Origin of the sequence: Streptomyces sp. NPDC058470 (assembly GCF_042721055.1) — a bacterium.
Taxonomy (GTDB): Bacteria; Actinomycetota; Actinomycetes; order Streptomycetales; family Streptomycetaceae; genus Streptomyces.
Genome location: NZ_JBHXMF010000089.1, coordinates 20,224 through 27,922, shown reverse-complemented (window position 1 = coordinate 27,922; position 7,699 = coordinate 20,224). Strand labels below are relative to the sequence as shown.

General features: G+C 70.7%; 6 protein-coding genes. 4 read left to right on the top strand and 2 right to left on the bottom strand.

Annotated features, from left to right (window positions below):
• Positions 1-124: 124 nt before the first annotated feature.
• The gene (locus ACFWP7_RS39525) at positions 125-961 is read right to left on the bottom strand and encodes an IclR family transcriptional regulator (RefSeq protein WP_384392423.1); all 837 of its coding nucleotides are present in this window, start codon (positions 959-961) and stop codon (positions 125-127) included.
• Positions 962-1,202: 241 nt separating this feature from the next.
• Between ACFWP7_RS39525 and ACFWP7_RS39520 the strand changes: the two genes are divergently transcribed.
• Both ACFWP7_RS39520 and ACFWP7_RS39515 read left to right on the top strand, forming a co-directional pair.
• The gene (locus tag ACFWP7_RS39520; protein ID WP_384392420.1) at positions 1,203-1,523 is read left to right on the top strand and encodes a bifunctional 3-phenylpropionate/cinnamic acid dioxygenase ferredoxin subunit; all 321 of its coding nucleotides are present in this window, start codon (positions 1,203-1,205) and stop codon (positions 1,521-1,523) included.
• Positions 1,524-1,638: 115 nt separating this feature from the next.
• Positions 1,639-2,889: an NAD(P)/FAD-dependent oxidoreductase gene (locus ACFWP7_RS39515; protein ID WP_384392418.1), complete on the top strand. Its 1,251-nt coding sequence runs from the start codon at positions 1,639-1,641 to the stop codon at positions 2,887-2,889.
• A 198-nt stretch (positions 2,890-3,087) separates the two neighbouring features.
• Here ACFWP7_RS39515 and ACFWP7_RS39510 read toward each other — a convergent pair whose 3' ends face one another.
• Positions 3,088-3,747, bottom strand: a complete 660-nt coding sequence (locus ACFWP7_RS39510; RefSeq protein WP_384392416.1) for a hypothetical protein — start codon at positions 3,745-3,747, stop codon at positions 3,088-3,090.
• A 536-nt stretch (positions 3,748-4,283) separates the two neighbouring features.
• Here ACFWP7_RS39510 and ACFWP7_RS39505 point away from each other — a divergent pair.
• Positions 4,284-7,256, top strand: a complete 2,973-nt coding sequence (locus tag ACFWP7_RS39505) for a nitrate- and nitrite sensing domain-containing protein (protein ID WP_384392413.1) — start codon at positions 4,284-4,286, stop codon at positions 7,254-7,256.
• Positions 7,253-7,693, top strand: a complete 441-nt coding sequence (locus ACFWP7_RS39500; RefSeq protein ID WP_384392410.1) for a roadblock/LC7 domain-containing protein — start codon at positions 7,253-7,255, stop codon at positions 7,691-7,693. The genes ACFWP7_RS39505 and ACFWP7_RS39500 overlap by 4 nt, the downstream gene beginning before the upstream one ends.
• Positions 7,694-7,699: the final 6 nt, after the last annotated feature.

The following is a 7,699-nucleotide window of genomic DNA, read 5'->3' as shown; positions in this document are numbered from 1 at the left end:
GGTGATTCCTGGCCCCGCGCCTCTGTGTGTCGGGTGGTGCGGGTTCCCTCGAAGGGGTGGTGCGGAGTGGATTTAAGGCCGCGATGCGTGTCCGTTGACCGCCGCGTGTCCGCCGCGGCTTCCGTCAGAAGCCGTAGCCCATCCGGCGTGAGAGCTCGGCCGCGGCGGCGACCGTGCGCTTGGCGAGGTCCGGCAGCCGGTCCGAGTCCAGCCGGTACACCGGCCCGGAGGTGCTGATCGCGCCGATGACCTTGCCGTCGTGGGCGCGCACCGGGGCGGCCACCGCGGCGAGACCCAGCTCCAGCTCTTCTAGCGCGTAGGCGTAGCCCTGCTCGACGACCGCCTCCAGCTCGGAGCGCAGTGCCGCGGTGCCGGTGATGGTGCGCTCGGTGAATCGCCGCAGCGGGCGGGCGAGCAGCCCCTCGCGCAACGTGGGCGGAAGGTGTGCGAGGAGGACCTTTCCGCTGGAGGTGGCGTGCAGGGGGGTGCGTCTGCCCAGCCAGTTCTGCGCGGTGACGGAGGCGGCGCCGCGGGCCTGCATGATGTTGACCGCCGCGTCGTCGTCGAGGACCGCGATGTTGACGGTCTCGCCCAGCTCGTCGGCCAGTTCACGGCAGACCGGAACGCCCTCCTGGGAGATGTCCAGACGCACCGCCGCCGCTCCCGCGAGGCGCAGTACGGCGGCTCCCAGGTAGTACTTCCCGCGGTCCTTGGCCTGCGCCACCAGACCGCGGTTCTCCAGGACGCCGAGGAGTCGGAAGGCGGTGGACTTGTGCACCTCCAGCTCGTCGGCGATCTCGGTGACACCCGCTTCGCCGAGCCGGGCGAGGATCTCCAGCACGCTCACGGCTCGATCGACCGACTGGACGGCGCTGCCCGCCCCTCTGCCCTGCTTCCCCGCCGTCGCCCCGTTGGTCTCCGTCCCCTCGTTCGGCTCAGCCTGCTTCTGAGTGCGGGTCATAGCTCAACTCTCACCACCTGGCGGCCCTGTTTGGGCCGCATCTGCGGGAAGCCCTTGACGTGACGGGACTCCCGCGCGGATTCTGTTGCGCATAGCGCTCCCTCATGCGCCATGCGAAACATCATGTTACCGAAGCGTCCGGAACCGGCTAGGGCTCGAAGGCGAGCACCTCCGCTCGGATACCGGACTGCCTGGACCTGAGCGGTCGGACAACAACCTGTCCGGACCGAGAGGGGGGCCCATGATTCCCGTCTGCCGCCTCGAAGACCTCCCCGTAGGCGAATCCGTCCGTATCGACGCCACGCCGCCCATTGCCGTGTTCAACGCCGACGGCGAGCTGTACGCCATCGACGACACCTGCACCCACCAGGACGCCTCCCTCTCCGAGGGCTGGCTGGAGGGCTGTCTGGTCGAATGCCCGCTGCACGCCGCCTCATTCGATCTCCGCACGGGGCAACCGACGTGTCTGCCCGCACGCCGCCCCGTCCGCACCCACCGCGTCACCGTCGACGACGGCGTCATCCACGTCCATCTGGCCGCTGAGGAGGGCACCGCAGCATGACGTATGAGACCACTGCCGACAACGCGTGGGCTGCTCCCACAGGGCACTGCACGCCTCGACGTACTGCAGGCGAGTGCGGCGCCGTACCCGTCGTACGGATCCGGAGGCGCGCCTCATGAGGACCGTGACCGTCGTCGGCGCCTCCCTCTCCGGGGTGTACGCGGCTCGCGAACTGCGCGCCCAGGGGTTCGACGGACGGCTGGTGATCGTCGGGGACGAACCCCACCGACCCTACGACCGCCCGCCCCTGTCCAAGGACTTCCTCACCGGCCGCGCCGACGAGGACCAACTCGCCCTCACCGACGACGAGGAGAGCGCCGAACTCGACGCCGAGTGGCTCCTCGGCGTACGTGCCCGCGGCCTTGACCCCCGCGGCCGCACCATCCTCCTCGACAACGGCCGCACCGTCTCCACCGACGGCGTGGTCCTCGCCACCGGCGCCTCGGCCCGCCGCCTTCCGGGCGACCACCTCGCCGGCGTCCACACCCTGCGCACCCTCGATGACGCCCGCGCCCTGCGTGCGGAACTCAGCCGGGGATCGCTCCACGTCGTCATCATCGGCGGCGGTTTCATCGGCGCCGAAACCGCCTCCTCGTGCGCCGACCTCGGCCACGACGTCACGGTCCTCGAGGCCGCCCCGCTGCCCCTGGTCCCCCAACTCGGCCCCGACATGGCCGCCGTGTGCGCCGCCCTGCACCGCCGAGGCGGCGTCGACCTCGTCACCGGCACCGGTGTGGCCGGCCTGCTCGGGAGCGGCGCGGCGCGTTCGCACGAGGACGTGGCCGCCGGGCAAGTGGTCGCCGAGGACCGCGCGCCGCGGCGTACCGTGACCGGCGTGCGGCTCACCGACGGCCGGACCCTTCCCGCTGACGTCGTGATCGTGGGCATCGGCGCCACCCCCAACACCGGTTGGCTCGCGGGTTCAGCGCTCGCCCTGCACGACGGCGTGCTGTGCGACGACGGCTGCGTGACCGGACTTCCTCAGGTGGTCGCCGTCGGAGATGTCGCCCGCGCCGGGGGAGCCCGCGCCGAGCACTGGACCTCGGCCACCGAACAACCCCGAGTTGCCGTACGCAACTTGCTCGCCGGACGCACTGTGGACACCGTGCGCCCCCTGCCCTACTTCTGGTCCGATCAGTACGGCGCACGCATCCAGTTCGCGGGCCGGCGCCACGAGGCCGAAACCGTCCGCATCGCCGAGGGCGCCCTCGAGGACGGCGCACCGGCCGAGGGCGGCTTCCTGGCCCTCTACGAACGAGACGGTCGTACGACAGCCGTCCTCTCCGTCGACCGCCCACGCCCGTTCATGCGGGCACGTCGTGAACTCGCCCGCAGCGCAGATCCGATGGAGACGGCGGCACTGTGACGACCCTGACCCTTCAGCGGGCGGGCCGGGTCGGCGGTCCGCCCGGCGGGTGTAGGTGTTGGGGCGGCGCAAAGGGGCGCGATCCTCAGGTGCCTCAGGTGCCTCAGGTGCCTCAGGTGCCTCAGGTGCCTCAGGTGCCTCAGGTGTCACTGGCACTGTCACCGGCGCTGGCGCAGCGCTGGTGACACCTGAGGGTGCCTAGGAGTGCGACAACTGCCCGGCCCCGCCCTGGCGACGTATCCGCTCCTGGGCGCGCTCGTCCGTCTGTGCCTGCTGTCGGGCCCTGCGCCGCTCGCGGCGCAACGCCCGTGCAGTGCTGCTCGGTACCGACACCACTCCGTTGCGCTGGTTCCACACCTGTCGTGTCACCCAGACATCGAGGGCGGCCCAGGTGGCCACCACCGTGCTGGCAACACTGCTGAGGACCATCGGGAAGGCCAGCCAGGATCCCGCGAGCGTGGACAGGAAGGCCACCATGGCCTGGATCAGGGTCACGGAGACGATGAGCAGCGCCCGCACGGCCGCCGTACGCACCGGATCAGGCAGCCGGCGCCTGCGCGCGGGCTCCTCGACCCACAACGGTCGGTAGTACACCCGCGCTTCCTCTTCGTACTCCTCCGCCGGGAAGCCCCGCTCCTGTGCGAAGCCGGACGCTTCTCCGGCGCGGCCATGGCCGCGCCGCTGTTGCTGCTCCTGTCCCCGCGCCGGGCCGTGAAGGCCCGTGGCCCCGCCCACCCCTTCTGCGCGGCGGGGCCTCTCCGCGGTCACATCGGGTCCGTCCACATGGCTGCGCCCAGCCACGGCAACGCCCTGCCCGTCCACGATGTATCCGCCCGTCGCCCCGTGTCGCTCGTCCAACCGATCGTGCCCGTTTGCCCGAGTGTCGCGATCCGGTACCTGTGTGGCTGGTTGTTCCGCCTCGGGCTCCGCAACGCTGATCACCGGCGCTCCGCTCCGCTCCGCCGTGCCCATCAACTCGTCACTCCCCACCGCCCAGCAGACCTGTCGCACCGGGGTCAGGTGACCCCGGCTCCCCTTTGGCTGCCCGGCTTGCGCTGTATTACGCCGTCTGGGCGCGGCATACGGCTCCTGCGGCCGATTCCGCTCCCATCTCCCGTACAGAAAGACGAACAACGCGCCTCGAAGATTCCCTAGAAGCGAAGAATTCCGGCCAACTGACGGAGTTCACCGCTCCGATGTGACCCGGCCCCGTTGCCGGATTGCGGGAGGCAATCTCCCTCAATGAACGGACAACTCCCCATGTTTCGTTCCCCAAATGGGACGTCTGCTCCCGGACGGGCCTTCGAGTTCCTCGTGGGTCGGTAGTAGGCTCACGCCGTTTGTTGACGCACATGTGTACCCCCGGGCCGGAGGGGGTCGAGCTGGGGGAGGCCATGCGCTTTCGCGGGAAGTCGATCCGCCGGAAGATCGTGGCGCTGCTCCTGGTGCCGCTGGTGTCCCTGACGGCCATCTGGGCGTTCGCGACGGTGCTCACCGGGCGCGAGGCCAACAACCTGTTCAACGTGTCGGACGTCGTGGAGAAGATCGGCTACCCCACCGAGGACGCCGTCCGCGTCCTCCAGCAGGAGCGCCGCCAGACTCTCGTCTATCTGGCCGATCCGCGCGCCTCCGACGCCCTCGCGGCGCTCAAGCGCAGCCGTACCGCCACCGACGACGCCGTGGCGAAGGTCCGAAGGAATGCCAAGGACGAGGACGTACGCGAGTACATGGGTGAGGGCCCCTCCCAGCGCCTCACCACCATCCTGGACGCGTTCGACGGAATCGACTCGCTGCGCCAGAGCGTCGAGGAGGGCACGGTCAACCGGACCCAGTCCCTCGACCTCTACAACCGTCTGGTCGACCCCTGCTACATCCTGATGACCAACATCCACCTGCTCAACAACGTGGAGATGGACAAGCAGGGCCGCGCACTGGTCAACCTCGCCCGGGCCCGTGAGTTCCTCTCCCGCGAGGACGCCCTCCTCGGCTCCGCGCTGGTCGCGGGCCACATCACCAAGGACGAGATCCGCGACGCGTCCGACCTCATGGCCCAGCGCGCACTGATGTACGAGATGAGCCTGCCGCTGCTGCCCTCCTCCGATCGAGAGCGCTTCGAGCTCTACTGGAAGAACGCCGACAGCGCGCCTCTGCGGGTGGCTGAGCAGGCCGTTGTCACCTCCGATGCCGACTCGCCCAGCGGCATCACCGCCAAGAACTGGGACACCGCGGCCGGGCACGTCCTCGATGACCTGGGCACGCTCAACGATCAGACGGCCGACCGCTACCAGGACCGTGTCCAACCGGTCGTGGTCGGCGTCATCCTCAAGGCGGTCATCGCGGGCGTCCTCGGGCTCATCGCCCTGCTGTTCTCGCTCTTCATGTCCGTACGCATCGGCCGCGGCCTCATACGCGACCTGAGCCGGCTGCGCCTGGAGGCCCACGAGGCGTCCGGCGTCCGGCTGCCCAGCGTCATGCGCCGCCTGTCCACGGGCGAAGTGGTCGACGTCGAGACCGAGGTTCCGCGCCTGGAGTACGACCGGAACGAGATCGGCGAGGTCGGCCAGGCCCTCAACACCCTTCAGCGCGCCGCCGTCGAAGCTGCCGTCAAGCAGTCCGAACTGCGCGACGGCGTCTCCGAGGTCTTCGTCAACCTCGCTCGCCGCAGCCAGGTCCTGCTCCACAAGCAGCTCACCCTGCTCGACACCATGGAGCGCAGGACCGACGACACCGACGAACTCGCCGACCTGTTCCGCCTCGACCACCTGACGACCCGGATGCGCCGCCACGCCGAGGGCCTGGTCATCCTCTCCGGGGCCGCTCCGTCCCGGCAGTGGCGCAAGCCGGTCCAGCTGATGGACATCGTCCGCGCCGCCGTCGCCGAGGTCGAGGACTACGAGCGCATCGAGGTACGCCGCCTGCCGCGTGTCGCCGCCACCGGACCGGCCGTTGCCGACCTCACGCACCTCGTCGCCGAACTCCTGGAGAACGCCACGGTGTTCTCGCCTCCGCACACCGCCGTGCACGTCCACGGGGAACGCGTCGCCAACGGCTTCACTCTGGAGATCCACGACCGCGGCCTGGGTATGGCGGCTGAGGCGCTCCTCGACGCGAATCTACGGCTTGCCGAAACCCGGGAGTTCGAGCTGTCCGACACCGACCGGCTCGGGCTCTTCGTGGTCAGCCGGCTCGCGCAGCGGCAGAACGTCCGCGTCTCCCTCCAGCCGTCGCCGTACGGCGGTACCACCGCGGTCGTCTTCATCCCCGATGCCTTGCTCACGGACGAGGTCCCGGACACCAACGGCGTCGGCTTCCGACTCGACCGTGTGCTGCCCACACGGGAGGGCGAGGTCGAAGCGGACCGCAAGGCCGCGTTCTCCCAGACACCGGTCCAGATCCCGGGTCTGCCCGCCTCGATTCTGGACGGGCCCGTCGAACTGGAAGCCCCGGTCGACCTGGACACCCTCAGCGGTTTCCCCGGCGCCCTCGGCGACGACGACAGCGAACGCGGCGGTCTGTTCAGGCCGCGCCGCTCCATCACCCGTGTCCCGGGCGAGCAGCGCCAGCAGTCCCGCGACGGCCGGGGCGAGCCCGCCCGGTCCGGCGAGAACGACCAGCTTGACGGGCCCGTCCAGCTGCCCCGGCGCGGGGCGCCCAAGCTCGTCAGCTCGCACGGCCGACCGGTGACCCAGACGCGGTCCCGCCGCGACGGGACGGACGAGGGGGCCACGGAGGACTTCGAGCCGGTAGCCGGTCCGGAGCCGACGGAGGGCCCGGAGCAGCGCGGACAGCGTGGCGTGGCGGAGGCCGACGACATGCGGCCGCTCGCGGCCAGGCGGCGCGGCGGCGGCGCCGAGACCACGGGGCGGCGTGGGGACGAGAGCTCCGAGACCCCGGAGCGGGGCGGAGCCGAGTTCTCGGATTCCATCGGTCTCAGAAGGGCTCTCGGGCGACGTGAGCCCTCCGGCCTTCGACAGGCTTCCGAGCTTCGGGGGGCCGCCGAGCTGCGAGAGCCCCCCGCCCTTCCCCAGCGCAGTCGTCGCACCGCCTCGTCGCCCGGCGCGGGCGAGACCACCCCGCGCCCCGAGGCCGCGACGGCAACAGAGGAATCGGGCGTGGGCCCGCTGCCCCGCCGCGTCCGGCAGGCCAATCTGGCCCCGCAACTGAAGAACGACCTCGAGCGGCGCACCGAGCGGGACAAGGGCGGGGCCGGTAACGGCGCGGACCCCGCCGATCGCGACGCCGACGAGGTACGCAGCCGGATGGCCTCGCTCCAGCGCGGCTGGCAGCGTGGCCGCGAGGAGAACGCCGCGGGCGACGAGCCCCACGACGGCACAGCACCAGGAACGACAAGGGGGGACGGTCGATGACCGCACCGAAGGCGACAGGGCCCACCGCGACGAGCAGAGTATCGGGGGAGCTGAACTGGCTCCTCGACGACCTGGTGGACCGCGTCGCCAGCATCCGCCAGGCGATCGTGCTCTCCGGCGACGGCCTGCCCATAGGGGTCTCCAAGGACCTGTCCCGAGAGGACAGTGAGCATCTGGCTGCCGTCGCCTCCGGCTTCCACAGCCTTGCCAAGGGCGTCGGCCGCCACTTCGAGGCGGGCAGCGTCCGCCAGACGGTCGTGGAACTGGACGAGGCCTTTCTGTTCGTCACGGCGGCGGGCGACGGCAGCTGCCTGGCCGTCCTGTCGGACGCCGACTCGGACGTCGGGCAGGTCGCCTACGAAATGACGCTCCTGGTCAAGCGGGTCGGCGTACATCTGGCCGCCGCTCCACGCACCGATCCGCTCACGGGCGGGTAGTGGGAT